Source organism: Streptacidiphilus rugosus AM-16 (assembly GCF_000744655.1).
Lineage (GTDB): Bacteria > Actinomycetota > Actinomycetes > Streptomycetales > Streptomycetaceae > Streptacidiphilus > Streptacidiphilus rugosus.
The window spans coordinates 6219325-6244284 of record NZ_JQMJ01000004.1 but is presented as its reverse complement, the minus strand read 5'-3'; the positions used below and the strand labels follow the sequence as shown (position 1 = coordinate 6244284).

Sequence of the window (24960 nt, the reverse complement as noted above, 5' to 3'; positions counted from 1 at the left end):
TGTCCGGTTCCCGCTCACCCCTGCACATGAACCAGGACGTTTCCGTCCCCACCGACGATGTCGAGTCGGCTGATGTCGGACGGACTGATGGAAGTCGACGCGGGGACGTCCGCCTTCGTCCCGTAGCCGGAGCCCCAGGTTCCCGCGGTCTCCGTGCGCCCGTCCCTGGAGTGCACCACCAGATGGCAGGTGATGCCGACCGGCAGGTTGCCCAGCCTCAGGTCCATCTGGGTGCCCCAGGCCTCCGGTGTCAGCGCGGCCGTGGCGGTCACGTGCGTCGTCGGGTCCTGGCCGGTCCAGGTCATCGCCGCGGCCGCGGCAGGGGGCGCGGACGGCGTGGAGTGGAAGCCTCCCGCGTACACCCACGCGCCCGCCACCGCCGCCGCTCCCGCCAGCACCAGGCCGGCCGACACCATCCGGCGGCGCGGACGCCGATGCCGCTGCGGCGGCAGACCCGCGCGCCCGGGGGCCGTCGACTCGCCAGGCTCCCCGGTGTCGGTGCGTCCCTCTCGTCCTTCCCGGCCGCCCGGTCCCTCTCGGCCGTCCGGTCCCTCCGGGACGCCGGGCTGCAGCCAGCGGGCCGGCGTCAGCGACTCGGCGGCCGCAGCCGTCTCGTCCAGTTCCTCGAACGGGGTGTGCCGGAGCAGACCGGGCAGCGGCGCCATGTCCACCAACTCGGCCTTGCACCGGTCGCACCCGGCGATGTGCCGCTCCAGCGCCGACCGCTCCTCGGGATCGAGGGCCCCGAGCAGGTAGGCGCCGAGCTGCACGCTCTCCTCGCATGGCGTCATCGGGATGTCACTCCTCTCTCCTCAAGAACGTTCCTCAGCGCCCGCAGACCGTAGTAGCAGCGGGATTTGACCGTGCCGACCGGGATGCCCAGGTGCTCCGCCGTCTCCGCGACGGTGCGGCGCAGGTAGTAGACCTCGATCAGGACCTCGCGGTGCTCGGTCCGCAGTCCGCGCATCGCCTCCAGCAGCTGCCAGCGTTCGAGCATCCGGTCCAGCTCCGCCTCGCCGCCGAGGTCCTCGAGGCCACCCCGGTCGTCGTCCGGTAAGGGCGCCTCGGCGGGCCTGGCCTTCGCCTTGCGGTAGGCGGAGACCACCAGGTTGTGCGCGACCGTGTGCAGCCACGGCGCGGCCCGGTCCAGGTCGAGCGAGTCACGGTGCTGCCAGGCCTTGAGGAAGGTCTCCTGGGTGAGATCCTCCGCCCGCTGGTAGTCGCCGTGCACCAGCCGCAGGACGTGCCCCAGCACCGACCTTCCGTAGCGCGCGTAGAGCGCGGAGACGAAGGCCGCATCCGGGGTCGGTGCGTGGTCCACATCTCCAGTACGCGCCCCCGGCCGGGTCGGTTCAACCGCGGACCGGGGATTCTTCGGCCGGATCTCCCGCCGCCTCCGCCCGGCTACCGGCCGTCCTCCGCGCAGACCCGCAGCAGCTGCAGCGACCGGCCGGGCACGGTGACCGCATCCCCGGCCGGCCAGTGCCGGCCGTCCGGCGCGGACTGCTCCTCGACCGAGGTGTCGACGACGGTCTCGTAGCAGCGCGCCCACGGCAGGCCCGGCAAGGTGAAGCGGATCGCCCGGTGGTGGGCGTGCAGGATCAGCAGAAAGCTGTCGTCCGTGAGCGGCTCGCCGTCCGCGTCGCGCTCGGTCAGGTCGTCGCCGGAGAGCAGCATGGCCAGGGTCGCGCCGGGCGCGTACCAGTCGGCCTCGGTCATCTCGCGGCCTCGCGCGGTGAACCAGGTCAGGTCCGGCAGGCCGCCGGGAAGCGCGGGGCGTCCCGAGAAGAAGGCCCGCCGGCGCAGCACCGGATGCTCGCGGCGCAGCCGGATCAACCTGGTGGTCAGCTCCTGCAGCGGCCGCCACTCGTCCGAGTCCAGCAGCGACCAGTCGATCCAGCCGACCTCGTTGTCCTGGCAGTAGGCGTTGTTGTTGCCGCCCTGCGTGCGCCCGAACTCGTCCCCGGCCAGCAGCATCGGGACCCCGGTCGAGAGCAGCAGCGTCGCCGTCAGGTTGCGCAGTTGGCGGCGGCGCAGCGCGTTGATCGAGGGCGAGTCCGTCTCGCCCTCGGCCCCGCAGTTCCAGGAGCGGTTGTCGTTGGTCCCGTCGCGGTTGTCCTCACCGTTGGCCTCGTTGTGCTTGCCGTTGTAGGAGACCAGGTCGCGCAGGGTGAAGCCGTCGTGGGCGGTGACGTAGTTGACCGAGGCGAAGGGCCGCCGGCCGCCCCGCTGGTAGAGGTCGGAGGAGCCGGCCAGCCGGTAGCCGAGCTCGCGCACGTCGGGCCGTACGCCGCGCCAGAAGTCGCGGACGGTGTCGCGGTAGCGGTCGTTCCACTCCGTCCACAGCGGAGGGAAGTTGCCCACCTGGTAGCCGCCGAGGCCCACGTCCCAGGGTTCGGCGATCAGCTTGACCCGGCTGAGCACCGGGTCCTGGAAGACGGTGGAGAGGAAGGGCGCGCGCATGTCGACGTCGAAGCCGGTGCGGGCCAGGGCGGCGGCGAGGTCGAAGCGGAAGCCGTCGACGCCCATCTCGGTGACCCAGTAGCGCAGCGAGTCGGTGATCAGCCGGAGCGTCTGCGGCTGGGTGGCGTCCAGGCTGTTGCCGCAGCCGGTGTAGTCGGTGTAGGCCCGGCGGTTGTGCGGCTGCAGCCGGTAGTACCCGGCGTTGTCCAGCCCGCGGAACGACCACGTCGGCCCGCCCTCGCCGCCCTCGGCGGTGTGGTTGTAGACGACGTCGAGGATGACCTCGATCCCGGCCGCGTGCAGGGCCCTGACCATCCGTTTGAACTCACCGACCTGCTCGCCCGCGGTCCCGCCGGCGGCGTAGGCACCGTGCGGCGCGAAGTAGCCGATGCTGTTGTAGCCCCAGTAGTTCCCCAGTCCGCGCCGTCGCAGATGCTCCTCGTCGGCGAACTGGTGCACCGGAAGCAGTTCGACGGCGGTGACGCCGAGCCGGGTCAGGTAGCCGATCGCGGCGGGGTGGGCCAGACCGGCGTAGGTGCCGCGCAGCTCGGGCGGGACCCCGGGCATGGTCCGGGTGAAGCCCCTGACGTGCAGCTCGTACAGGACGGTGTCGGCCCACGGGGTCTTCGGCCGCCGGTCGTCCAGCCAGTCGTCGGTGTCGTGGACCACGATGGCCTTCGGGACGTAGCGGGCGGAGTCACGGTTGTCCCGCACGGTGTCGGCGACGTCGGCCTCCGGCCAGTTGCGGACATGGCCGTAGACGGCGTCGTGCAGCTCGAAGGAGCCGTCGACGGCCCTGGCGTAGGGGTCGATCAGCAGCTTGGCCGGATTCCACCGCGCGCCGGTCCACGGGTCCCACCGCCCGTGCACGCGGAAGCCGTAGCGCTGACCCGGCAGCACGTCCGGCACGTGCCCGTGCCAGACCTGGAAGCTCTGCTCGCGCAGGGTGTGCCGGGTCTCCCCGCCCTCCTCGTCGAAGAGACACAGCTCGACGCCCTCCGCGCCGCCCGCCCAGACGGCGAAGTTGGTCCCTGGTCGCCCGTCGGGCCCCAGGTGGAACCGCGCGCCGAGCGGCTGCCAACTGCCCGGCAGCACGCGCTCCCGCGCGGCGACGACCCTCCCCGCGTCGGGATCCGGCTCCTCCTGCGGCAGTCGCAGCTCCGCGGGCACCGCCATGACCAGCACCTCCCCGTCCCGGTGGACGTCCCGATCCTCCGGCTTACGGATAGGTTCCCCGCGAAGCTGCGCTTGCACCTTCTTCGGAGCCCCCGCGCCCGTGGGGCGGCGCAACTCGCCCTCGGCTGTGACGTGTCGGGGCCGCTCTCGTTGATCCTCGCGAGGCGAGTGAGCGAGGAGCGAGGACGTGCACGTGAACCTGTGGGCCGGACGGATCAAGCGAGCGGTCGTCGGGGCGCTGCTCCCGGCGACCCTGCTGCTTGCGGGCTGCTCCGGCTCCTCCTCCGCGCCGAGTGGCAGCGACGCCGCCCGTGTCTCCGCCGCGCAGGTCACGCTGACGCCGGTGGACGGCGCAGCCGAGGTGCCCGCCGTCGGCGGGGTGCTCGCGTCCGTGCGCGGGGGGCGGCTCACGGACGTGCGGCTCAAGGACGCCGACGGCGTGACCGTGCCGGGCGCGGTCACCGCCGACGGGGCGAGCTGGACGCCGACGGGCAAGCTGCTGCCCGAGACCCGCTACACGCTCGACGCCGTCGCCACGGACAAGGACGGCCTCCAAGCCGCGAAGCACGCGAGCTTCACCACGTTCGTGCCCAGGAACACCTTCATCGGCTTCTACAACCCCGTGGACCGCAGCACCGTCGGCGTCGGCTTCATCGTGACGCTGCGCTTCAACCGCTCGATCGCCGACCGCGCCGCGGTCCAGCGCGCGATCAGCGTCACGGCCGACCCGCCGGTGCCCGTCGCGCCGCACTGGTTCGGCTCGCAGCGGGTGGACTTCCGTCCGGAGCACTACTGGGCCCCCGGTACCACCGTGACCCTCGCGCTGCACCTGAAGCACGTCGAGGGGGCCCCCGGCGTCTACGGCACGCAGGAGAAGCAGATCGTCTTCACCGTCGGCCGCAGCCAGATCAGCACCGCCGACACCGACGCGGACACTCTCACCGTGGTCCGCGACGGCAGCACCCTGCGCACCCTCTACATCTCCGCGGGCGGGCCCGGCCACAGCACCTACGACGGCGTCATGGTGATCTCCGAGCAGGACCAGGTGACCCGGATGGACTCGCACACCGTCGGGCTGGGCAGCGAGTACGACATCCCCGCCGTCCCGCACGCCATGCGGCTGACGGACTCGGGCACCTTCGTGCACGGCGTCTACTGGCGTCCGGCCTCCGTGTTCGGCCGGACCAACACCAGCCACGGCTGCGTCGGCCTGTACGACGCCCCCGGCGGGCGCAGCGGGACCACCCCGGCCGGCTGGTTCTACGACCACTCGATCATCGGCGACGTGGTCAGGGTCGTCGGTTCCTCGGGCGACCAGGTCGCGCCGGACAACGGCATGAGCGGCTGGAACATGTCCTGGAAGGACTGGACCGCGAACCCGGCGCGGTAGCACGGTAGGCGAAGCAGGCCCGTAGAACTCCACAGCAACTTCTCGCGCTCCCGCGGCGTCAAGACATACGGGGAGTACCCAGACTGCCGGGATATGCTCGCGGCGGTGCGGCGCCACCTGGATCCAGGGCGCCATCCGGGAGGGGAGAGACGGTTGTTCGTGCACAGCAGCGTCCGGCGAGGTCTGGTCGCGATAGCCACCGGGGCCGCGATACTCGCGGCCGCGGCCTGCGGGGGGTCCAGCGGCACCCACGGTCAGCAGGGGGGCGTACCCGGAGCGCCCGGAGGTTCGAGTCCGAGCGCGTCGGCCGAGGCCAATTCTGCTGCTGTGGTCACGATCCTGCCCAAGAACGGTGCGACCGGCGTCGACACCAACGGCACGCTGAAGATCAGCGCCGCCTCGGGCAAGCTCAGCGGCATCGCCGTCACCGGCGACGACGGCAGCAAGATCGACGGGACGATGTCCGGCGACGGCAGCAGCTGGACGCCGACCGGCGCGCTGCACACCGGCACCAAGTACAGCGTCGTGGCCACGGCCACCGACACCCAGGGCAAGGCGGTCACCGACCGCTCCTCGTTCACCACGCTGACGCCCTCGGCGACCAACATCGCCAACTTCAACGTGAACCCGGGCGACACCTACGGCGTCGGCATGGAGGTCTCGCTCAACTTCACCTCCGTCGTCGCCGACGCGTACAAAGCCTCGGTGCTCAAGGCGGTCACCGTGACCGCCGACCCGGCCGTGGACGTCCAGGGCCACTGGTTCGGCAACAGCCGCCTGGACTTCCGTCCGCAGGACTACTGGGCGCCCGGCACCAAGGTGACGCTCCACCTGCACCTGAACGGCGTGCGCACCGGCCAGACCGGCTACGGCAAGCAGGACAAGGACGTCAGCTTCAGCATCGGCCGCTACCAGGTCAGCGTCGCGGACAACTCCGCGCACACGCTCACGATCTACTCCGGGCCGGGCGTGGTGCGGAAGAAGCTGCCCGCCAGCCTCGGTGACCCGGACCACACCACGTACAACGGCAAGATGGTGATCTCCGAGAAGGACCCCACCGTCGACATGAACTCCCAGACGGTCGGCCTGGGCAACGCGTACCGGATCAAGGACGTTCCGCACGGCATGCGGCTCACCACCTCCGGCACCTTCGTGCACGGCAACTACTGGCGTCCGGCGTCGGTGTTCGGCAGTGAGAACACCAGCCACGGCTGCGTCGGCCTCAGGGACGTCCAGGGCGGCGGGGACCCGTCGACCCCGGCGGCCTGGTTCTACAACGCCTCGCTGATCGGCGACGTGGTGCAGGTCGTGAACTCGCCGGACCGGATCGTCTCCCCGGACAACGGCCTGAACGGGTGGAACATGAGCTGGTCGGCCTGGACGTCCAACTGACCCAGGTCCGCTGAACCCCGACCGGGCCGGTCGGGCTGCCCCCACCGGGCGGTCCGACCGGCCCGGTCGCGCGTTAACATCGGTTCACTCTGCGCCGCTTCTCTCATCCCTCCCGGGGAGGCTCTTAGATGGACCGTTTCGTGAAGCTCGAGGTCGACGAGCACGCCGTCGGCGTCATCCGGCTCGACCGACCGAAGATGAACGCGCTCGACGTCGCGATGCAGGACAAGCTCAAGGAGGTCGCCGAGGAGGCGGCAGCCCGCGCCGACGTGCGTGCGGTGATCCTCTGGGGCGGCGAGCGGGTCTTCGCGGCCGGCGCCGACATCAAGGAGATGCAGCGCATGAGCTACACCGACATGGTGCAGCGCGGCGGTGCGCTGCAGGGGGCCTTCGACGCGGTGGCGCGCATCCCGAAGCCGGTCGTGGCCGCGGTCACCGGCTACGCCCTGGGCGGCGGCTGCGAGCTGACGCTCTGCGCGGACATCCGGATCGCCGCGGACGACGTGAAGTTCGGTCAGCCGGAGATCCTGCTCGGGCTGATCCCCGGCGCCGGCGGCACCCAGCGGCTGTCGCGGCTGGTCGGCCCGGCCAAGGCCAAGGACCTGATCTTCACCGGGCGCATGATCGACGCCGCCGAGGCGCACCGGATCGGCCTGGCCGACCAGGTCGTCCCGGCGGAGGAGGTCTTCGCGACCGCCCACGCCTGGGCCGCCAGGCTCGCCGCCGGCCCCGCGTTCGCGCTGCGCGCCGCCAAGGAGGCCGTGGACCGCGGCATCGAGACCGACCTCGACACCGGACTGACCATCGAGCGGAACCTCTTCGCGGGCCTCTTCGCCACCGAGGACCGCGAGATCGGCATGCGCAGCTTCGTCGAGGAGGGGCCGGGCAAGGCCAAGTTCAACTGACGGCCGCTGCCCGTCCGCTGGGCCCGCGTCGAGCCGTGGGAAAGGTTTGCCGGGCCCTGCCGCGCCTGAGCTGCGCGTATGCAAACCGCTTTGGCATATGCCCGAAGCAATAGATGATTTTTTGCTGTTTGCGCTCCCCGAGGCGGCCAGGAGACGCCATCATGGGGTCATGGCAGTACAGCGTGAAGTGGCGCGGGAGCAGAGAGTGATCATTGAGGCTGCAGAGACCGCGTCGACCACCGAGCTCGACGGGGTGGCCCGGCTGCTGTCGCCCGAGGGCGACGGGGTCTGTTTACTCGCGGCCCCCGGGGTCACGGCGCACGCCCGTCGGCTCACCCTGTCCGCCCTGGAGTCCTGGGGGCTGGGCGGCCTCGGTGAGGTGGCGGAGCTGCTGGTGGCCGAACTGGTCGCGAACGCGGTGCGGCACACCGGCGGACGGAGCTTCGCGCTGCGCGTCCTGTGCGGCTCCGGGCGGGTCAGGGTCGAGCTGCGGGATCCTTCGCGGGCGCTGCCCTGCCTGATCAAGGGCGATGCCGACGACGACGCCGGGCGCGGGCTGCGGCTGGTCGACCTGCTGGCCGACCGCTGGGGCGTGGATCTGCTGTCGCGCGGCAAGTCGGTCTGGTTCGAGCTGAAGGTGCGGACCGCCGCGGTCGCGTAGCGCGCAGGTGGCGGAGGGGCCGGAAGGCAATGCGGGGCCCCTGGGATCGTGTGTCGATCAGGGGCCCCTGCCTTGGGCCGCGCGGCCAAGGGGGTGGTGCCGCGGCGGCGTGTGGACGCGCTCGGGTCGGAGGCGTTCCGTTCACCGACTATGGCACGTGTCTCGGCATGCGGGCAACGGACAAAAGGGATAGATGGCGTTATTTCGCCATAGTGAGCCGTGGATCACAAGGCGCGCTCATGTGTTTGCTTAAAATTCCCTTGGCTTTCGCCTGGTAAACCTTGGATCCACGGAGTACAACTGGAGCTGTGTGGCTCCGTGAGCGGATCAGGCGGCAGGTCTACGCGACGGTCCACGGCCAGGGCCTGGATCTGACGCGCTACGACCGGCCCGTCGGCGATCCCGGACTCTTCGGTCCGGACAGCGTGGTCTGGCTGGTGCACGGCGACCTCCCCGGCATGTTCACCGGCGGTGTCGCCGCCCTGCTGCTGCAGTCGCTGCATCCGCTGGCCATGGCCGGCGTCGACCAGCACTCGCTCTACCGCGATGATCCGATCGACCGGCTCAACCGCACCGCGGGGTTCGTCACCGTCACCAGCTACGGCTCGACCGAGGAGGCCGAGGCGGCGATCGCCCGGGTCCGACGGATCCACGCGTACGTGCGCGGCACGGCCCCCGACGGCCGCCCCTACGACGCGAGCGATCCCGAACTGCTGCGCTGGGTCCACGTCGCCGAGACCGCCTGCTTCCTGGCCGGCTACCAGCGCTACGCCCGCCGCCCGCTGACCCGGCCCGAGCAGGACCGCTACTTCGACGAGGTCGCGCTGACCGCCGAGCGCCTCGGTGCGACGGAGGTTCCGCGCTCGCTCGCCGAGGTGCACGCCTACCTGCGCGAGGTCAGGCCCCGACTCGCGGCCACGGAAGCGGCCCTGGCCGCGGTGGCCTTCCTGCGCACGCCCGGCGCGCTGATCCCGTCCGCGGGAGGGGACGCGGCGCTGCGGATACTCGTCAACGGCGGGATCGACCTGCTGCCGCACTGGGCCCTCGTCGAACTGGGTCTGCCCCGCCGGTCCGCTCTGCGCGCCAGCGCCGAGCGGGCCTCGGTCCGCGCGCTGGCCGTGGCGCTGCGCTACGGCTGCGAGCCTTCCGTCGTCATCGAGACGGCCCGAACGCGCGCTCGGCGACCCGTGCCAGATGCTGTGCGAACACGGTCCCCGCATCGGGGTTGAGGCTGGTCAGCGCCACCATCGAGGTGATGATGACGTCGTACAGCTCGCTCTCCACGTCCTCCCAGCTGTGCGAGAAGCCCTTGCGGGGGTTCTGCCCCATCGCCCCGATGACGGCCTCGGCCACCTCGCCGGCCTCCTCGGAGATCTTGAGGATCTGCAGCAGCAGCCGGGTCCTGTCGGCCGCTGGAGTCCTGTCGGCCGGTGCGGGCTCGGGGCCGTTCTCGGACAGCCAGCGCTCCAGTTCGGCGATGGTGGCCCAGGAGGAATCGGTCATGGACGGAGCCTAATTCCCGCCCGGTCGCCGGAGCGGCCTGTTATGGTGGGGAGCAGCACCCCAGTTTCGCCCTTCTGTCGGCGCCGGTGCTGGTTCCACCACCGACTCACCTGACGCAGCCCGTCCTCCTCGTGGCCGGCCTCCAGGCGTAGTCCGCAGTTCGCACGTCGCACGTCGCTTTTTCCTCGCCACCCCGGGCCCGTTGCCGTCGGCGTCCTTCGCCGCCCGCAGCCCGCCGCCGTGGTCGTCAGGCGTATCCGCCGCACCTCCCTCGCATCACCCGCTCCACCCGCCTACTTCTTCTTCTCCGCGAAAGGAATTCGCGTGACCACCCTTCTCGAAACCCCCACCCAGACCCAACTCACCCTCACCGCCGGGGTCTTCGACCTCGACGGCAACCGCGGCGTGCTGCGCGTCGGCGGATACCTCCCCGGGCCGGACGACGTGTCCGTCAGCGCGCAGCAGGTCCGCCGCTTCGGGCTGCGCCGCGGCGACCTGGTCGAGACCGGCCCGGAGGGCATCGCCCGCGTCAACGGCCGTGCGCCCGAGACGCTTTCCGGCCGACCGGCGTTCGCCGAGCTGACCCCGCTGCACCCGCAGGAGCGGCTGCGCCTGGAGACCGACCCAGGTCGGCTGACCACCCGCGTCATCGACCTGCTCGCGCCGGTCGGCAAGGGCCAGCGGGGCCTGATCGTCGCCCCACCCAAGACCGGCAAGACCGCCGTGCTGCAGGCGCTGGCCGACGCGATCGCCCGCAACCACCCCGAGTGCCACCTCATGGTGCTCCTGGTCGACGAGCGCCCGGAGGAGGTCACCGAGATGACCCGCTCCGTCCGCGGCGAGGTCCTCGCCTCCACCTTCGACCGGCCGGCCAAGGAGCACACCAGGCTCGCCTCGCTCGCGGTCGAGCGGGCCAAGCGCCTGGTCGAGGCCGGCCAGGACGTGGTGATGCTGGTCGACTCGCTGACCCGCCTCTGCCGCGCCCACAACGCCATCGCCACGGCCGGCCAGGGCCGCACGCTCAGCGGCGGCGTCGACGCCGGCGCGCTGCTCGGGCCGAAGCAGTTCTTCGGCGCGGCCCGCAACATCGAGAACGGCGGCTCGCTGACCATCCTGGCCACCGCCCTGGTGGAGACCGGATCGCGCGCCGACGACTACTACTTCGAGGAGCTCAAGAGCACCGGGAACCTGGAGATCCGCCTCGACCGCGCCCTCGCGGCGAAGCGCGTCTTCCCCGCCGTCGTCCCGACCGGCACCGGCACCCGCCGCGAGGAACTCCTCACCCACCCCGACGAACTGACCGCGCTCCACCGCCTCCGCCGCGCCCTCGCGGCCCAGCAGCCGCAGCAGGCCGTGGAGCTGATGCTGGAACGCCTGAAGAAGACCTCGACCAACGCCGAGTTCCTCCGTCAGGTCCAGCTCACCACCCCGGCCGCCCGCTGAACGGGCGTGTCCCCGCCGGCCTGATCTAGGCCACCGGCTCCCCGAGGCCCGCTCCCGCGGTCTCCTTCACGCCCGTCCCGTGCGTGTGCCTCTCGAACTGCGTCCGGTGGAGCTCGGCGTACCGGCCGGCCGCCGCCAGCAGTTCCTCGTGCGTGCCGCGCTCCACGATCCGGCCGGCTTCGACGACGAGGATCAGGTCGGCCGCGCGGATCGTCGACAGTCGGTGGGCGATGACCACGGCGGTCCGCCCCTCCAGGGCCTCCGCGAGTGCCTCCTGGACGGCCGCTTCCGAGGTGTTGTCCAGGTGGGCGGTGGCCTCGTCGAGGATCACGACGCGCTGGCGGGCCAGCAGCAACCGGGCGATGGTCATGCGCTGGCGCTCGCCGCCGGAGAGGCGGTAGCCGCGCTCGCCGACCACGGTGTCGAGGCCGTCGGGCAGCGAGCGTACGAGATCTTCGAGGCGTGCCCGGCGCAGCACGTCCCACAGCTCGTCCTCGTCGGCCCCGGGCCGCGCGAGCAGCAGGTTCTCGCGCACGGAGTCGTGGAAGAGGTGCCCGTCCTGGGTGACCATGCCGAGGGTCGCCCGCATGGACTCGGCGCTCAGGTCACGTACGTCGACGCCGCCGATGCGGACGGCTCCCTCGTCGGTGTCGTACAGGCGCGGCAGCAACTGCGCGATGGTCGACTTCCCGGCGCCGGACGAGCCGACCAGGGCGACGGTCTGGCCGGGTTCGGCGCGGAAGCTGATGCCGTGCAGGACCTCCGCGCCGCTGCGGGTGTCCAGGGCGGCGACCTCCTCCAGCGAGGCGAGGGAGACCTTGTCGGCGGACGGGTAGCCGAAACGGACGTCGTCGAACTCCACGGCGGCGGGCCCCTCGGGCACGGCGCGGGCCTCCGGCTTCTCCTCGATCAGCGGCTTGAGGTCGAGGACCTCGAAGACGCGCTCGAAGCTGACCAGAGCGCTCATGACCTCGACGCGCGCCCCCGCGAGCGACGTGAGCGGCGCGTAGAGGCGGGTCAGCAGCAGTGCCAGGGACACCACGGCGCCCGGCTGCAGGGTGCCGCGCAGGGCGAACCAGCCGCCGAGCCCGTAGACGAGCGCGAGCGCCAGGGCGGAGACGAGCGTCAGAGCGGTGATGAACACCGACTGTGCCATCGCCGTCCGCACCCCGATGTCCCGCACCCGCCGGGCCCGCGCGGCGAACTCGACGGACTCGTCCTCGGGCCGCCCGAAGAGCTTGACCAGGGTGGCGCCGGGTGCCGAGAACCGTTCGGTCATCCGGGTGCCCATGGCCGCGTTGAGGTTGGCGGCCTCGCGCTGGAGCTTCGCCATCCGGCTGCCCGTCCGCCGCGCGGGGATCACGAACAGCGGCAGCAGCACCAGCGCGAGCAGCGTGATCTGCCAGGAGAGAGTGAGCATCACGACGAGGGTCAGCAGCAGGGTCACCAGATTGCTGACGACTCCGGAGAGGGTGTTGCTGAAGGCGCGCTGCGCGCCGATCACGTCGTTGTTGAGGCGACTGACGAGGGCGCCCGTACGCGTACGCGTGAAGAACGCGACCGGCATCCGCTGCACGTGGTCGAACACGGCTGTCCGCAGATCGAGGATGAGTCCTTCACCGAGCGTCGAGGACAGCCAGCGCCCGAGGATCCCGAAGCCCGCCTCGGCGAGCGCGATGAGAGCGATGAGCAGGGCGAGTCGTATGACGGTGCTCTGGTCGCCGTGGGAGACGATCGCGTCGACGACGCGCCCCGCGAGCACCGGCGTGGCGACGGCGAGCAGCGCGGTCGCCACGCTCAGCACCACGAACTGCCAGATACGGCGGCGGTGCGGTCGGGCGAAGGCGCCGATGCGCCGCAGTGTGGCGCGGTCGAAGGGGCGGCGCTCCTGCTGCGCGTTCATGACGCTGTGCAGCTGCATCCAGGCGGTGCTCTCCATGCTCATGGGAGAGACGGTAGGGCCTCAGGCTTCCCTGAGGCCAAAGGGGACCGCCTGCCCCGTCAGCACTCGATGACGTTCACGGCCAGGCCGCCGCGGGAGGTCTCCTTGTACTTGATCTTCATGTCGGCGCCGGTCTCCTTCATCGTCTTGATCGCCTTGTCCAGCGAGACGTGGTGGCGGCCGTCGCCGCGGAGCGCCATGCGGGCGGCGGTGACGGCCTTGACGGCCGCCATGCCGTTGCGTTCGATGCAGGGGATCTGGACCAGGCCGCCGACCGGGTCGCAGGTGAGGCCGAGGTTGTGCTCGATGCCGATCTCTGCGGCGTTCTCGACCTGCTCGGGCGTGCCGCCGAGGACCTCGGCGAGGCCGCCGGCGGCCATGGAGCAGGCGGAGCCGACCTCGCCCTGGCAGCCGACCTCGGCGCCGGAGATGGAGGCGTTCTCCTTGAAGAGCATGCCGACCGCGCCCGCGGCGAGCAGGAAGCGGACGACGCCGTCCTCGTCCGCGCTGGGGATGAAGTTCAGGTAGTAGTGCAGGACCGCCGGGATGATGCCCGCCGCGCCGTTGGTCGGGGCGGTGACGACGCGGCCGCCAGCCGCGTTCTCCTCGTTGACGGCCATCGCGTAGAGGGTGACCCACTCCATCGCGTTCGCCGGGCCGATGCCCTCGACGCGCAGGGCCCGTGCGCCGGAGGCGGCGCGACGGCGGACCTTGAGGCCGCCGGGGAGGATGCCCTCGTGGTGCATGCCGTTGCGCACGCACTCCTGCATCACGGACCAGATCTCCAGCAGGCCCGTCCGGATCTCCGCCTCGGTGCGCCAGGCCTTCTCGTTCTCCAGCATGAGGGAGGAGATGGACAGGCCGGTCTCGTTGGTCAGCCGCAGCAGGTCGGTGCCGGTGCGGAAGGGGTACTTCAGGACGGTGTCGTCGAGCACCACGCGGTCCGCGCCGATGGCGTCCTCGTCGACGACGAAGCCGCCGCCGACCGAGTAGTAGGTCTTCTCCAGCAGCGGTACGCCCGCCGCGTCGTAGGCGCACAGGGTCATGCCGTTGGCGTGGTACGGCAGCGACCTGCGGCGGTGCAGGATCAGCTCGTTCTCGGGGTCGAAGCCGATCTCGTGGGTGCCGAGCAGCGAGAGTCGCTTGGTCGCCCTGATCCGTTCGACGTCCAGGTCGGCCTGCGCGATGTCGACCGTTCGCGGCGAGTGACCCTCCAGACCCAGCAGCACCGCCTTCGGGGTGCCGTGGCCGTGGCCGGTCGCGCCGAGCGAGCCGAAGAGCTCCGCGCGCACCGAGCACGTGTCGGCCAGCAGGCCCTCCGACTTCAGCCGGCGGGCGAACATGCGCGCCGCCCGCATCGGGCCGACCGTGTGGGAGCTGGACGGGCCGATGCCGATGGAGAAGAGGTCGAAGACGCTGATGGCCACGAGGACGCCCTTGTCTTGTGGTGGGGGACGAACGGAGGGAACACGCGCCGGGGCACCGCGCGCCACCGTGTGGTTCCAGTGTGCGCGGTGCCCCGCCGATTTCATACGAACTGCCCGAAAACTCCGGGCCCCCGACGACTTACAGGTCGGGGTAGAGCGGGTGCTTCGCCGCCAGCGCGCTGACGCGCGCCGCGAGCTCGGCGGACTTGGCCTCGTCGAAGGACGGCTTCAGCGCCTCGGCGATGATGTCGGCGACCTCACGGAAGTCCTCGGCCTGGAAGCCGCGGGTGGCCAGCGCCGGAGCGCCGATGCGCAGGCCGGAGGTGACCATCGGCGGGCGCGGGTCGAACGGCACCGCGTTGCGGTTGACCGTGATGCCGACCGCGTGCAGGCGGTCCTCCGCCTGCTGGCCGTCCAGCTCGGACTTGCGCAGGTCCACCAGGACCAGGTGCACGTCCGTGCCGCCGGAGAGGACGGAGACGCCGGCCTCGACCGCGTCCGACTGCGTCAGCCGCTCGGCGAGGATCTTGGCGCCTTCGAGGGTGCGGCGCTGGCGGTCCTTGAACTCCTCCGTGGCGGCGACCTTGAAGGCCACGGCCTTGGCGGCGATCACGTGCTCCAGCGGGCCACCCTGCTGGCCGGGGAAGACCGCGGAGTTGATCTTCTTGGCGTACTCGGCCTTGGAGAGGATCACGCCGCCGCGCGGACCGCCGAGGGTCTTGTGCGTCGTCGTGGTGACCACGTCCGCGTAGGGCACCGGGGAGGGGTGCAGCCCCGCGGCGACCAGGCCGGCGAAGTGGGCCATGTCGACCATCAGCAGCGCGCCGACCTCGTCCGCGATCCGGCGGAATGCGGCGAAGTCCAGCTGACGCGGGTAGGCGGACCAGCCGGCCACGATCAGCTTGGGCTGGTGCTCCTTGGCCAGGCGCTCGACCTCGTCCATGTCGACCAGGTTCGTCTCGGCGTCCACGTGGTAGGCGACCACGTTGTAGAGCTTGCCGGAGAAGTTGATCTTCATGCCGTGGGTCAGGTGGCCGCCGTGCGCCAGGTCCAGACCGAGGATCGTGTCCCCGGGCTTGATCAGCGCGAACATCGCGGCGGCGTTGGCCTGCGCGCCGGAGTGCGGCTGCACGTTGGCGTGCTCGGCGCCGAAGAGCTCCTTGATCCGGTCGATCGCGAGCTGCTCGACGACGTCGACGTGCTCGCAGCCGCCGTAGTAGCGGCGACCGGGGTAGCCCTCGGCGTACTTGTTGGTGAGCACCGAGCCCTGGGCCTCCAGAACCGCCACCGGGGCGAAGTTCTCGGAGGCGATCATCTCCAGGGTGGACTGCTGGCGGTGCAGCTCGGCGTCCACAGCGGCGGCGACCTCGGGGTCGAGGCTGTGCAGGGACTGATTGAGGACGGTCATGGCGTTCTGGGGATCCCTCGGCTCGTCAGACAGGCGGTCAGCCGCCGGTGTGGGCGGTGTACTCGTCGGCGCTGAGCAGACCCTCCGGCTCGCCGTCGAGACGGAGCTTGAAAAGCCAGCCACCCTCGAAGGGCTCCGAGTTGACCAGGGCCGGGTCGTCGATGACGGCCTGGTTGACCTCGACGACCTCGCCGGAGGCGGGGGTGTAGAGGTCGCTGACCGACTTGGTCGACTCCAGCTCGCCACAGGTGTCGCCGGCGGCCACGGTGTCGCCGACCTCGGGCAGCTGGACGTAGACGACGTCACCGAGAGCGTCGGCGGCGAAGGCGGTGATCCCGACGGTGGCCACGCCACCCTCGGCGGCCGTCAGCCACTCGTGCTCCTTGCTGTACGTGAGGTGCTGGGGGTTGCTCATGACGTGATTCTCCCGGATGAGGTGTGGGTACGGCGAAACGGGGGCCAGTCGTCCCAGAATGTGGTGACCCCGAAGAGTGATTCTTGCGGCGCGGGCGCGCCGCGGCTCAGCGGGCGCGCTTGTAGAACGGCAGCGCGACGACCTCGACCGGCTCGTGCGTGCCGCGCACGTCCACGGCGACGCTGCCGCCCGGCGTGGCGTGGGCGGCGTCCACGTAGGCCATGGCGATCGGCTTGCCCAGGGTCGGGGAGGGCGCGCCGGAGGTGATCGAGCCGATGACCGTGCCCTCGGCGTCGACGACGTTCATCTCCGCCCGGGGGACCCGGCGGCCGGGGGAGACCAGGCCGACCAGCACCCGCGGCGGGGTGGCGGCGGCCTGCTCGGCGGCCTTCTCCAGGGCCTCACGGCCGACGAAGGCGCCGTCGTTGGTCGTCTTGTCGAAGCGCACGACGCGGCCCAGGCCGGCGTCGAAGGGGGTCAGCGAGGTGTTGAGCTCGTGCCCGTACAGCGGCATCCCGGCCTCCAGGCGCAGGGTGTCGCGGCAGGAGAGCCCGCAGGGGATCAGCCCGTAGGAGGCGCCGGCCTCGGTCAGCGCGGCCCAGACCGCCTCGGCGTCGGCCGGGGCGAGGAAGAGCTCGAAACCGTCCTCGCCGGTGTAGCCCGTCCGGGCGAGCAGCGCCGGGCGGCCCGCGACGGTGGCCGGGAGGGAGGTGTAGTACTTCAGGCCCGGCAGGTCGGCGTCGGTGAGCGAGCCGAGGATCGCGGGGGAGTCGGGGCCCTGGACGGCGATCAGCGCGTACGCGTCGCGGTCGTCGCGCACGACGGCGTCGAAGCCCTCCGCGCGGGCGGTCAGCTCGTCGAGCACCAGCTGCGCGTTGGAGGCGTTGGCGACGACCATGAACTCGGCCTCACCGGTGCGGTAGACGATCAGGTCGTCCAGGATGCCGCCGTCGGGGGCGCAGATCATGGTGTAGCGGGCCTTGTTCACCGCGAGCGCGGAGACGAAGCCGACCAGCGCGTGGTCCAGCAGCTCGCCCGCCTGCGGACCGGTGACCGTGATCTCGCCCATGTGGGAGAGGTCGAAGAGGCCGGCCTTGGTGCGGACGGCGTTGTGCTCCTCGCGCTCGCTGCCGTAGCGCAGCGGCATGTCCCAGCCGGCGAAGTCGGTCATGGTGGCGCCGAGGGAGCGATGGACGGCGTCCAGCGCGGTCAGGCGGAGAGACATAGCAGGATCTCCAAGCGGTTCAGGGCATGCTGCGGCAGGGTCCCTCCCCGTCTGTCGCTGCGACCTGAGAGCTTCACCGCGCCCGTGGGCACGGCTTGCACCGTGGGTGGACCAGCACGCCGAACGTGACTGGTCGCTTTCCAGAACTGCCTCGCCCGTGCGGTGTTGTGCCTGAGAGATTCGGGGGAGGGCTTGCTCCTTCGGCGCCGACGACCCGCCCCGGGACGGGGTGTGTCGCCGAGCTCTCCCGCGCGGGTTCGAACGGCCGGTATGCGATTGTGAGTGGGCCCATCATGGCATGGCACACGGGCGCTGGCGAACAGGTGGAGGAGACCGTGCAGGAGTACCCGGGGGTCCCGCAGCAGCAGGTGGGGAGGTGGCCGGAGAACGAGCTGGAACTCGCGCTCGCCGCCTCCGTCGGCGACCCGGGGGCGACGCCGCGCCTGATGGAGGTGCTGGGCCGCAGCCACGTCTGGGTCCCGATGCCGTCCGGCCCGAGCCGTGACGGGGTCACCCTCGACCTGCCCACCACGGAGCTGGCGGGACAGCCCTTCGTCCCGGTCTTCAGCTCGGAGGCGCAGTTGCGCGCGGTGGCGGGCCCGGAGATGCCGTACGCGATCGCCCCGGTCCGCGAGCTGGCCCGCGGGCTCCCGCAGGGCGTCGGCCTGGCGGTCAACCCCGAGGGCGCGGTCGGACTCCCCGTCCCCGCGGCGGGCGTCCCCGACCTGTGCGGCGACCCGGCCGAGGAGGGCGTCCGCGCGACGGCGTGGGAGCCTGAGGCGCACGAGGAGCCGTACGACTTCCTGGCCGCGGCGGTGGGCGAACTGGCCTCCCTGCCGGTCGTGCTGACGGCGCGTCGCGCGTACGTCCAGGTGGAGGGCGACGCCCCGAAGCTCTTCGTCGGCGTCCAGCTCGCCCGCTACGACGCGGCGGACCACGAGGCCGTCGGCCTCGCGCTCGGCCGCGCGCTGGGCGCGGTCCCGCTGCCGTTCGAGGTCTCCCTGGTCCTCCTCGACGCGGTGGCCGAGGACCCCACGGCGCAGTGGATGCTCCGAACGGTCGCACCTTTCTACTCCCAGGCCTGACGACGGCGGAGCGCTTGCACGCGCCCCTGAGCGCGCCGGGCAGTCGCCTGCAGAGTTGGTTTCCGACCGAGCCCGTGGCGTGATCGTCCGGTGTCGCGCGAGTACTAGGCTGCACCGCGGCGAAGGATCGCCGTGGGCGATCCTGGGGTGAGCGGATCGTGAGGGGGGCGGAGACGATGATCGAAGCGGCACTGCGGGAGCTCGCGCCCGGCCGTTACGACCGGTACGAGGCGCTGCTGCAGGAGATCGCCGCCGGCGAGCTCTTCATGCTGCTGTGGCACGGCCTCCCCGGCAGCCCCGACGTCCAGTACGGCAACCTCGAGGTCGGCGGGTACGGCTACGCCCCCTGTGTCACCTCCGCCGAGCAGCTCGCCGCGTCCGGATGGACCCGGCAGCACCAGGTCGTGCCCGGCGTCGAGGTCGCGGCCGCGCTCTACCGCGAGCGGTGGGGGCTGTGGCTCGACCCGCACGCGAGCGGCGGCGGGGTCGGGATCCCGTGGGCGGATCTGCGCCGGATCGCCGGCGGACTCGACCGGCTGCCCGCCGGCCCGCTCTCGCTGACCGCCGTGGACGCGCCGCCGAGCAGCGTCCCCGAGAGCGTCGGCAGCCCCGCCGCGACGGCCCCGTTCTTCCGTCAACTCATCGCTGCCGCAAGCGAAACATCCGCTGTGCAGTCGTTGCGGCGTGCTTGGGTGGAACCGTCCGTCGGTGAGCCTTATGTCGTTCTTGGTCTGGAACTGACCGATTCGTCCGCCCAGTCCGTCGACGCCGTCCGGCAGATGATGCACCGCGCCCTGCCGGCCGCCCCCGACGGTCTCGCCGTGTCGACCGTCGCACTGGCGGACCCTTATGACCAGGTCGCGTCATGGCTTTCCGCGCGTATGCCGGCGTGCTATCAGCGGGTCTGACACTTCCCGGAGTGGTGTCATCCGAGGCTCTGACCAGCGGAAATATCCTCTACGCGCGTTGACGCCTGTGGCGCACGGGCGCCGAGAGGCTCCTGAATCGACGTATTCGCAGGTTGCGGCTTTGCATCGATGCAGGTCACGGTTAGGAAACCATTCACTGGCGGGTCTTTCGGACTTATGTGCCGTTGATGAAAGCTTCTGCAACAAGCCGGGGCGGCCAGGTGTCGCTCTCGCTTGCCGTCCCCGTCGAACGCCTCGGTCACACCCGACTTGAGCGGTCAGCAGGCCGACGGGAGTACGTGGAACCACCGCATATCCACTGATGCACCTGCTTCACCGCTGCACCAGCTACACCCATGCATTGACGCACCATCAGCTTCCCGGGCAAGTCCGTCCGGCAGCTCAGCTTTCCGCACTCAGCACTTGGCACCACTAGTGAACTGCGACCGTGTCCGCGGGCCTGCTCCTCTACCCGGAGCGCGTCCTGGCAGGTCGGCCGGGCACCGTGTGCCGGTCACCACCGGCTTGGGGGTCTTCTCCATATGACTGCGCCACTCCACGACTCCGGGACCGCAACACTGGAGGTTCCAGCTGACCCGACGGTCGCTCCTAAGAAGATCGTCGGCCGTTCGCCCGGCCGCATTGCTTGGGAGCGGCTGAAGCGCGACAAGATCGCCCTCGGTGGCGGCTTCGTGGTGATCCTGCTGATCCTGGTGGGTGTCTTCGCGCCGCTTCTGTGCAAGATCGTCGGGCAGGACCCCGACACCTTCCACACGAAGCTGCTCGACGCCTCGCTGGGCATCGGCACGCCGGCAGGTTCCTTCGGCGGCATGAGCTCCACCCACCTTCTCGGCATCGACCCGACCTACGGCCGCGACATCTTCGCCCGTATCGTCTACGGTGCCCAGATCTCGCTGATCGTCGCCTTCGGCGCAGCAGCCCTCGCGGTGGTCATCGGTGTGGTGCTGGGTCTGGCGGCCGGCTTCTTCGGCGGGTGGGTCGACTCGGCGATCAGCAGGATCATGGACATCCTGCTGGCCTTCCCGCAGCTGCTCTTCTCCATCGCGTTGCTCTCGGTCATGCCGACCAAGCTGCTCGGGCTCTCCGGCAGCGGTCCGCGCATCCTCGTGCTGATCTTCGTCATCGGCTTCTTCGGCTGGCCCTACATCGGCCGCATCGTCCGTGGCCAGGCCCTGTCCATGCGTGAGCGCGAGTTCGTGGAGGCGGCTCGCAGCCTCGGCGGCGGCAACATCCACATCCTGTTCAAGGAACTGCTGCCCAACCTGGTCGCCCCGATCCTCGTCTACACGACGCTGATGATCCCGACCAACATCCTCAACGAGGCTGCCCTCAGCTTCCTCGGTGTCGGTGTCCAGCCGCCGACCCCCTCCTGGGGGCAGATGCTCTCGGACTCGATCCAGTACTACACGGTCGACCCGACCTACATGGTGATCCCCGGTCTCGCGATCTTCGTCACCGTGCTCTCCTTCAACCTCTTCGGCGACGGCCTGCGCGACGCGCTGGACCCGAAGGGCAACTAGACCGCCTGCGCCTCACGGCGCGGCCCTCAATCCGGTGGAGAGCAGCGGCTCATCCATCAGACGACCAGCGCCCCCTCAATCCGGGCACTGGGCACTCTCGGAGGTTGACACCAAAGTGATTACCCGCAACAAGGCGCTTGCTGCCGTGGGTCTGATCGGGGCCATCGCCCTGACCACCTCGGCCTGCGGCGGCTCCTCTGCCCCCAAGACCGGTGGGACCACCCCCGGCGGCTCGTCCTTCAACGCCGCTGCCACCAGCATCGTGAACCCGTCCACCAAGAAGGGCGGCACTCTCAAGCTCTGGAGCACGCAGGACGTCGACTCGCTCGACCCGGCGATCGGCTACTACGCCTTCGTCTGGGACCTGCAGCGCTTCTACACCCGCACGCTGGTCCAGTACCCCTCGAAGCCGGGCAAGGACGGTCTGGTCCTCCAGCCCGACCTGGCGCAGGCCATGCCGACGATCACCAACGACGGCAAGACCTACACCTTCAAGCTGAAGTCCGGCCTGAAGTTCCAGGACGGCACCCCGATCACGTCCAAGGACATCAAGTACGGCATCGAGCGCGTCTTCGCGCAGGACGTCCTGCCGAACGGCCCGATCTACCTGCTCAGCGACCTGGACGAGGGCCAGAAGTACCCCGGCCCGTACAAGGACAAGGACCCGGCCGGTCTGAAGTCCGTGCAGACGCCGGACGACAGCACCATCGTCTTCAACCTGGCCCAGGCCAACTCGGACTTCCTCAACCACCTCGCCATGGGTGGCGCGGCCCCGGTCGAGCAGTCCAAGGACGACGGCGCCAACTACGCCAAGCACCCGGTCTCCTCGGGCCCGTACGAGGTCGAGAACTATGTCGCCAACAAGGGCTTCGACATGGTTCGCAACCCGAACTGGGACCAGTCGACCGACAGCCTGCGCACGGCGCTGCCGGACAAGATCACCTTCACGGTGACCTCCAACGCCGATGACCTGGACAGCCGCCTCCTCGACGGCTCCATCGACCTCGACGCCGGCCAGCGTGGAGTCCAGACGGCCGCTCAGGGCAAGATCCTGACGAACCCGTCGCTGAAGGCCGACACCGTCGACGCGCCCGCCGCGACGATCCGTTACATCTCCATCCAGACCAAGGTCGCGCCGTTCGACAACGTCGACTGCCGCAAGGCCGTCGAGTACGCGATCAGCGGCTCGGACCAGCAGACCGCCCGTGGCGGTAAGTGGGCCGGCGCGCTGGCGACCAACATGCTGCCGCCGTCGATCCCGGGTTCGGACAACTACGACCCGTACAACCTGGCCGCCGGCCAGCCGCAGATCGCCCAGGCCAAGGCCGAGCTGGCCAAGTGCGGTAAGCCGAACGGCTTCTCGACCACCATCGCGGCTCGCTCCACCAGCCCGAAGGACGTCAAGCAGGCTGTCGCCGCCCAGGCCGCGCTGAAGGCCGTCGGCATCAACGCCGACATCTTCCAGTACGACGGTTCGCAGTCCGGCTCCACCGTCGGCTCGCCCGACGTCATGCACTCGAAGAACATCGGCCTGAACGTCTTCGGCTGGGGTTCCGACTACCCGACCGGTTCCGGCATGCTGTCCGTGCTGATCGACGGCCGCCTGATCACGAAGTCCGGCAACAACAACTTCACCGAGGTCAACGACCCGCAGATCAACGGCTGGATCGACGACGCGGCGAAGGCGACCGACCCGGCTGTGGCCGCGGCGGACTACACCAAGATCAACCACCGCGTCATGGACCTGGCGCTGTACTTCCCGGGTGTCGTCGAGCAGTCGCTCAACTACTACAACCCGCGCCTGACCAACGTGTACTTCAACCAGCAGCTCGGGATGATCGACTTCTCGACTCTGGGTCTGTCCGACGGTAAGTGACCTCACCCCGTCTCACCTGTAAGCACAGCTAGACCGAAGGGCAGGTGAAGGCGGGTCGGTGTCCGGCGCCGCTCCCACAAGGGGCGGCGCCGGATCCCGGCCAAGCCGACCGCAGTGCTCCTGTATATCTTCCGACGGCTCCTGAACGTGGTCGTCATGCTGTTGGTGGTCGCCACGATCACCTTTGGCATCTTCTTCCTGGTGCCGGTGCTCCAGCACACCGATCCGGTCATGCGATACGTCGGCAAGAATGCGAACCCGGTGGCCATCGCCGGGATCAAGGTCAAGCTGGGCCTCGACAAGCCGATCTATGAGCAGTTCTGGCTCTACCTCAAGGGTCTTGTCGCCGGCCGCACCTACGCCAACGGCAATGACGTCATCAACTGCCCGGCTCCGTGCTTCGGCATCTCGACGGCGACGCAGACCCCGGTCTGGGGTCAGCTGACCGGCGACTTCCCGGTCACCGGCCTGCTCGCCGCCGGCGCGGCCGTGATCTGGCTGGTGCTCGGCGTCGGCACCGGCGTCGTCTCCGCGCTGCGCAAGCGCACCGCGATCGACCGCATCACCATGGTCACCGCGCTCGCCGGCGTCTCGCTGCCGATCTACTTCACCGGCCTCGCCAGCTCGGCGCTGGTCGTCTACAACCTCGGCTGGCTACCCGCGACGAACCCCGCCACCACGCTCACCAGCGATCCGGTGGGATGGTTCCAGGGAATGCTGCTGCCGTGGATCACCCTGGCCTTCCTCTTCGCGGCGACCTACGCGCGACTGACGCGAGCCACGATGCTCGACGTCATGGGTGAGGACTACATCCGCACCGCTCGCGCCAAGGGTCTGCCCGAGCGGACCGTCATCGGCAAGCACGCCATGCGGTCCACGCTGACCCCCATCATGACCGTCTTCGGTATGGACCTCGGCGGCCTGCTCGGCGGCGCGATCCTCACCGAGACCGTGTTCAACCTGCACGGCCTCGGCTACGACGCGCTGAACGGCATCACGAAGAACGACCTGCCCATGATCATGGGCGTCACCCTCTTCGCCGCCTTCTTCATCGTGATGGCAAACCTGATCGTCGACCTGCTCTACGCGGTCGTCGACCCCCGTGTGAGGCTCGCATGACCGACCCCAAGAACGACAAGACGACGGTCGGCAGCGTGGCTCCCACCTCGTTCCTCTCGGTGCGCGACCTGCGCTGCCACTTCCCCACCGACGACGGTCTGGTCAAGTCCGTCGACGGCCTGAGCTTCGACCTGGAGCGCGGCAAGACCCTCGGCATCGTGGGCGAGTCCGGCTCTGGCAAGTCGGTGACCTCGCTGTCGATCATGGGTCTGCACCGCAACGTCGGGAAGAAGCGCGGCCCGAAGCTCTCCGGCGAGATCTGGCTGGACGGCCAGGAGCTGATCAGCGCCTCCCCCGAGGAGGTGCGCAGACTCCGCGGCCAGAAGATGGCGATGATCTTCCAGGACCCGCTGACGGCCATGCACCCGTACTACACGGTCGGCCAGCAGATCATCGAGGGCTACCGCCAGCACAACCCGCAGGCCGGCAAGGCCGCCGCGCGCCAGCACGCGATCCAGCTGCTGGACCGTGTCGGCATCCCGCAGCCGGACAAGCGCGTGGACAACCACCCGCACGAGTTCTCCGGCGGTATGCGTCAGCGCGCGATGATCGCGATGGCGCTGGCCAACGACCCCTCGCTGCTGATCGCCGACGAGCCGACCACCGCGCTCGACGTGACCGTGCAGGCGCAGATCCTGGACCTGATCCGGGACCTGCAGAAGGAGTTCGGCTCCTCGGTCATCATCATCACGCACGACCTCGGCGTCGTCGCCGAGCTCGCCGACGACATCCTGGTGATGTACGGCGGCAAGTGCGTGGAGAAGGGCCCGGCCGACAAGCTCTTCACCGAGCCCGAGCACCCCTACACCTGGGGTCTGCTCGGCTCGATGCCCCGCATCGACCGTGAGCTGCAGGAGCGGCTCGTCCCGGTCCAGGGCAACCCGCCGTCGCTGATCAACCTGCCGAACGGCTGCGCCTTCCACCCCCGGTGCCCCTACGCGGACCGCACCGACGGCAAGTCGCAGACCGTGACTCCGCAGCTGGTCAGCGTGGGCGAGAACCACCTGGCGGCCTGTCACATGTCCCTGGAGGCCCGTCAGCAGATCTTCACCGAGGAGATCGCTCCCCGGCTCTAGCCGGT

At 70.3% G+C, this 24960-nt stretch carries 21 protein-coding genes and 1 riboswitch; of the genes, 12 read left to right on the top strand and 9 right to left on the bottom strand.

All coding sequences use genetic code 11. The features are described 5' to 3' along the window. Positions 1-14: 14 nt before the first annotated feature. The 3 genes from BS83_RS37240 to glgX all read right to left on the bottom strand — a co-directional run bounded on the left by BS83_RS37240 (position 15) and on the right by glgX (position 3639). Positions 15-791: an anti-sigma factor family protein gene (locus tag BS83_RS37240; RefSeq protein WP_037607691.1), complete on the bottom strand. Its 777-nt coding sequence runs from the start codon at positions 789-791 to the stop codon at positions 15-17. Next, complete coding sequence (locus BS83_RS37235) at positions 788-1321, bottom strand: sigma-70 family RNA polymerase sigma factor (protein ID WP_037607690.1); 534 nt, start codon at positions 1319-1321, stop codon at positions 788-790. The genes BS83_RS37240 and BS83_RS37235 overlap by 4 nt, the downstream gene beginning before the upstream one ends. Before the next feature lie 83 nt (positions 1322-1404). Beyond that, positions 1405-3639 (bottom strand): glycogen debranching protein GlgX, encoded by a 2235-nt coding sequence (glgX, locus tag BS83_RS37230; RefSeq protein ID WP_037610771.1) that lies wholly within the window; start codon positions 3637-3639, stop codon positions 1405-1407. A 187-nt stretch (positions 3640-3826) separates the two neighbouring features. Between glgX and BS83_RS37225 the strand changes: the two genes are divergently transcribed. The 5 genes from BS83_RS37225 to BS83_RS37205 all read left to right on the top strand — a co-directional run bounded on the left by BS83_RS37225 (position 3827) and on the right by BS83_RS37205 (position 9216). Continuing rightward, positions 3827-5029 carry a L,D-transpeptidase gene (locus tag BS83_RS37225; protein ID WP_051944804.1) on the top strand — a complete coding sequence of 401 codons (1203 nt, stop codon included), beginning with the start codon at positions 3827-3829 and terminating at the stop codon, positions 5027-5029. Between the two features lie 327 nt (positions 5030-5356). Beyond that, positions 5357-6421, top strand: a complete 1065-nt coding sequence (locus tag BS83_RS37220) for a L,D-transpeptidase (protein ID WP_232248620.1) — start codon at positions 5357-5359, stop codon at positions 6419-6421. 128 nt (positions 6422-6549) lie between these two features. Next, the gene (locus BS83_RS37215) at positions 6550-7326 is read left to right on the top strand and encodes an enoyl-CoA hydratase-related protein (RefSeq protein WP_037607689.1); all 777 of its coding nucleotides are present in this window, start codon (positions 6550-6552) and stop codon (positions 7324-7326) included. Positions 7327-7495: 169 nt separating this feature from the next. Next, positions 7496-7987 (top strand): ATP-binding protein, encoded by a 492-nt coding sequence (locus tag BS83_RS37210; protein ID WP_037607688.1) that lies wholly within the window; start codon positions 7496-7498, stop codon positions 7985-7987. Between the two features lie 308 nt (positions 7988-8295). Beyond that, positions 8296-9216, top strand: coding sequence for an oxygenase MpaB family protein (locus BS83_RS37205; protein WP_051944801.1), 921 nt, complete (start codon positions 8296-8298; stop codon positions 9214-9216). Here BS83_RS37205 and BS83_RS37200 read toward each other — a convergent pair. Further along, complete coding sequence (locus BS83_RS37200) at positions 9140-9490, bottom strand: MazG-like family protein (RefSeq protein WP_037607687.1); 351 nt, start codon at positions 9488-9490, stop codon at positions 9140-9142. The two genes, BS83_RS37205 and BS83_RS37200, sit on opposite strands and share 77 nt — an antisense overlap. A 324-nt stretch (positions 9491-9814) precedes the next feature. On the opposite strand from BS83_RS37200, the gene rho reads away from it, so the two are divergent. Then, a complete protein-coding gene (gene rho / locus BS83_RS37195; RefSeq protein WP_037607686.1) occupies positions 9815-10933 on the top strand; it encodes a transcription termination factor Rho in 1119 nt (372 codons plus the stop codon). Between the two features lie 25 nt (positions 10934-10958). On the opposite strand, the gene BS83_RS37190 is transcribed toward rho, so the two are convergent. The 5 genes from BS83_RS37190 to gcvT form a co-directional block, all read right to left on the bottom strand. Beyond that, a complete protein-coding gene (locus BS83_RS37190) occupies positions 10959-12878 on the bottom strand; it encodes an ABC transporter ATP-binding protein (protein ID WP_037607685.1) in 1920 nt (639 codons plus the stop codon). A gap of 56 nt (positions 12879-12934) precedes the next feature. Further along, positions 12935-14302: an L-serine ammonia-lyase gene (locus BS83_RS37185; protein ID WP_037607684.1), complete on the bottom strand. Its 1368-nt coding sequence runs from the start codon at positions 14300-14302 to the stop codon at positions 12935-12937. Between the two features lie 139 nt (positions 14303-14441). After that, entirely contained in the window at positions 14442-15710 is a 1269-nt protein-coding gene (gene glyA / locus BS83_RS37180; protein ID WP_037607683.1) for a serine hydroxymethyltransferase, read from the bottom strand. Between the two features lie 37 nt (positions 15711-15747). Further along, the gene (gene gcvH / locus BS83_RS37175) at positions 15748-16125 is read right to left on the bottom strand and encodes a glycine cleavage system protein GcvH (protein WP_037607682.1); all 378 of its coding nucleotides are present in this window, start codon (positions 16123-16125) and stop codon (positions 15748-15750) included. Between the two features lie 106 nt (positions 16126-16231). Continuing rightward, positions 16232-17350, bottom strand: a complete 1119-nt coding sequence (gene gcvT / locus BS83_RS37170) for a glycine cleavage system aminomethyltransferase GcvT (RefSeq protein ID WP_037607680.1) — start codon at positions 17348-17350, stop codon at positions 16232-16234. A gap of 150 nt (positions 17351-17500) precedes the next feature. After that, positions 17501-17610, bottom strand: a riboswitch (glycine riboswitch). A gap of 33 nt (positions 17611-17643) precedes the next feature. Between gcvT and BS83_RS37165 the strand changes: the two genes are divergently transcribed. The 6 genes from BS83_RS37165 to BS83_RS37140 all read left to right on the top strand — a co-directional run bounded on the left by BS83_RS37165 (position 17644) and on the right by BS83_RS37140 (position 24955). Next, positions 17644-18435: an enhanced serine sensitivity protein SseB C-terminal domain-containing protein gene (locus BS83_RS37165; RefSeq protein WP_084714714.1), complete on the top strand. Its 792-nt coding sequence runs from the start codon at positions 17644-17646 to the stop codon at positions 18433-18435. 176 nt (positions 18436-18611) lie between these two features. After that, the gene (locus tag BS83_RS37160; RefSeq protein WP_051944798.1) at positions 18612-19343 is read left to right on the top strand and encodes an enhanced serine sensitivity protein SseB C-terminal domain-containing protein; all 732 of its coding nucleotides are present in this window, start codon (positions 18612-18614) and stop codon (positions 19341-19343) included. A gap of 542 nt (positions 19344-19885) precedes the next feature. Beyond that, entirely contained in the window at positions 19886-20884 is a 999-nt protein-coding gene (locus BS83_RS37155; protein ID WP_037607678.1) for an ABC transporter permease, read from the top strand. Positions 20885-21029: 145 nt separating this feature from the next. Then, the gene (locus tag BS83_RS37150; RefSeq protein ID WP_037607677.1) at positions 21030-22760 is read left to right on the top strand and encodes an ABC transporter substrate-binding protein; all 1731 of its coding nucleotides are present in this window, start codon (positions 21030-21032) and stop codon (positions 22758-22760) included. A gap of 114 nt (positions 22761-22874) precedes the next feature. Beyond that, entirely contained in the window at positions 22875-23879 is a 1005-nt protein-coding gene (locus BS83_RS37145; protein ID WP_037607676.1) for an ABC transporter permease, read from the top strand. Next, positions 23876-24955: an ABC transporter ATP-binding protein gene (locus BS83_RS37140; RefSeq protein ID WP_037607675.1), complete on the top strand. Its 1080-nt coding sequence runs from the start codon at positions 23876-23878 to the stop codon at positions 24953-24955. The genes BS83_RS37145 and BS83_RS37140 overlap by 4 nt, the downstream gene beginning before the upstream one ends. Positions 24956-24960 lie beyond the last annotated feature (5 nt).